Source organism: Maritimibacter dapengensis (genome assembly GCF_019218265.1).
Lineage (GTDB): Bacteria > Pseudomonadota > Alphaproteobacteria > Rhodobacterales > Rhodobacteraceae > Maritimibacter > Maritimibacter dapengensis.
Map to the genome: position 1 here is coordinate 1 of NZ_JAHUZE010000016.1, position 2,471 is coordinate 2,471.

The following is a 2,471-nucleotide window of genomic DNA, read 5'->3' on the forward strand; positions in this document are numbered from 1 at the left end:
TGTGAACCGGCATGCAAGATTGACCCCTGTATTGGGGTAATCGGCGTCCAAAAGTGACCCCCCTGATATTTCTGTTCAGAAGCTTCCTCAAAGGATTGAGGGAGCGATTTGGGGATGTTGGTTGTGGAGACGATTGCGAAGATCAGGCGGGCGCATTTCATCCAGGGGAAGTCGATCAAGCAGATCTGCCGGGAGCTGCGGGTATCACGGAACACGGTGCGGAAGGTGGTGCGGTCCGGGGCAACCGAGTTCAGCTATGACCGGTCCACGCAGCCCCGCCCCAAGATCGACCCGTGGCGGTCCGATCTGGATGAGATGCTGGCTGAGAATGACCGGCAACCCAAACGCCAGCGGCTGACACTGGTTCGGATTTACGAAGAGCTGCGCAACCGGGGTTATGACGGCAGCTATGATGCGGTGCGGCGCTATGCGGCGAGTTGGTCGAAGGCGACCCGGGAAGCTTCCGCCGCTGCCTACGTGCCGCTGAGCTTCGACCCGGGCGAAGCCTATCAGTTCGACTGGAGCCATGAGGTTGTCCTGATTGACGGCGTGACCACGACGGTGAAGGTTGCGCATGTGCGCCTGAGCCACAGCCGGATGCCGTTTGTGCGGGCCTATCCCAGAGAGACACAGGAGATGGTGTTCGACGCCCACGACAAGGCGTTTGCCTTCTTCGGTGGGGCCTGTGCGCGGGGCATCTACGACAATATGAAGACCGCCGTTGACGCGATCTTCATTGGCAAGGATCGGGCCTATAACCGGCGGTTCCAGCAGATGTGCGGCCATTACCTGGTCGACCCGGTGGCCTGTACCCCGGCCTCGGGCTGGGAGAAAGGCCAAGTCGAGAACCAGGTCGGCGTGATCCGCCGGCGCTTCTTCGTGCCGCGTCCGAAGTTCAAATCCTATGCCGAGTTGAACGCCTGGCTGGAGGATCGCTGCCTGGCCTATGCCAAGGCGAACAAACATCCAGAGTTGCGCGACAAGACGATCTGGGAGGTGTTCGAGGACGAGCGCCCGAGCCTTGTGCCTTACGTCGGCCCTTTCGATGGATTCCATGCAGTTCCCGCATCGGTGTCCAAGACCTGCCTCGTGCGGTTCGACAAGAACCGCTACTCGGTCGATGCCCGGGCGGTCGGGCGGCCGGTGGAGATCAGGGCCTATGCCGCCCGGCTGGAATGCTGGCAGGATGGGCAAATCGTTGGCCAGCATGAGCGGGCCTTCGGGCGGGACAAAACCATCTTCGATCCCCTGCATTACATCCCCGTTCTGGCCCGCAAACCCGGCGCCCTTCGCAACGGGGCGCCCTTCAGGGAATGGGAGCTGCCGGTGCCAATCCGCCGCGTGTGGCGCAAGCTGGAACGCCAGCCGGGCGGTGACCGGCAGATGGTCGACATCCTGAGCGCCGTGCTGACCGACGGGATTGATGCGGTCGAGGCGGCCTGCGCCGAAGCCCTGTCGCACAATGTCCATTCCGCAGGCGTCGTGCTGAACATCCTGGCCCGGCACCGCGAGCCGCCACCACCCCTGACAATCACCACCCCGGATGCGCTGAAGCTGGCCTGCGAGCCCATTGCCGACTGCAACCGATATGACAGCCTGAGGAGAACACAGAATGGAAAGATCCGAGGTAATCGACGCGATGGGAAAGCTGAGGCTCTACGGAATGAGGGCCGCCTATGACGAGGTCCTGACCACCGCCGTCAAACGCCAGCACGAGCCGCAACAGATCATTGGTGACCTGCTGACCGCCGAGATCAGGGAGAAGCAGGCCCGGTCAGTCAAATACCAAATGACCATCGCCAAGTTGCCGCTCGCCAAGGAACTGGAGGAGTTCGACTTCGAGGCCGCCGAGGTTAACGAGACCCTGATCCGCGACCTGGCCAACGGCGACTTCCTCGACCATCAGCGCAACCTCGTCCTGATCGGCGGCACAGGCACCGGCAAAACCCATCTTGCCGTCAGCATCGCCCGGACCTGTATCCGGGCAGGGCGCCGGGGCCGGTTCTTCAACGTGGTCGACCTGGTGAACAAGCTCGATGCCGAAGCCCGCGCCGAGCGCCAGGGCCGGACCGCCGACCTGATCTCCCGCCTCGACTTCCTGATCCTGGACGAGCTCGGCTATCTGCCCTTCGCCCAGACCGGCGGCCAATTGCTGTTCCACCTGATCAGCAAACTCTACGAACGCACATCCATCATCGTCACCACCAACCTGGCCTTCGGCGAATGGCCCAGCGTCTTCGGCGATGCCAAGATGACCACCGCACTGCTCGACCGGCTCACCCACCATTGCGAAATCGTCGAAACCGGTAACGAAAGCTGGCGCTTCAAGAACCGCGCATAGCGCCAACCCGAAACCCCGCAGGCCCGCCGCCGCTGCGCTATGTGAGGGCTACGCAGCGCCGGGCCTGCTCACCACCAAGGGGGTCAATATTGGATGCCGATAGGGGGTCAAACTTCAATGCCGATTGACA

General features: G+C 62.4%; 2 protein-coding genes. Both read left to right on the forward strand.

The window, feature by feature from the left end; all coding sequences use genetic code 11:
- Positions 1 to 114 precede the first annotated feature (114 nt).
- Complete coding sequence (istA, locus tag KJP28_RS19815) at positions 115 to 1,680, forward strand: IS21 family transposase (RefSeq protein ID WP_008335500.1); 1,566 nt, start codon at positions 115 to 117, stop codon at positions 1,678 to 1,680.
- Positions 1,613 to 2,341, forward strand: a complete 729-nt coding sequence (gene istB / locus KJP28_RS19820; RefSeq protein ID WP_083783480.1) for an IS21-like element helper ATPase IstB — start codon at positions 1,613 to 1,615, stop codon at positions 2,339 to 2,341. Before istA ends, istB begins: the two co-directional genes overlap by 68 nt.
- Positions 2,342 to 2,471 lie beyond the last annotated feature (130 nt).

Bases quoted from the DNA above. Each gene is read 5' to 3' on its own strand.
- istA (WP_008335500.1), top strand. From the start codon at position 115: ATGTTGGTTGTGGAGACGATTGCGAAGATCAGGCGGGCGCATTTCATC.
- istB (WP_083783480.1), top strand. From the start codon at position 1,613: ATGGAAAGATCCGAGGTAATCGACGCGATGGGAAAGCTGAGGCTCTAC.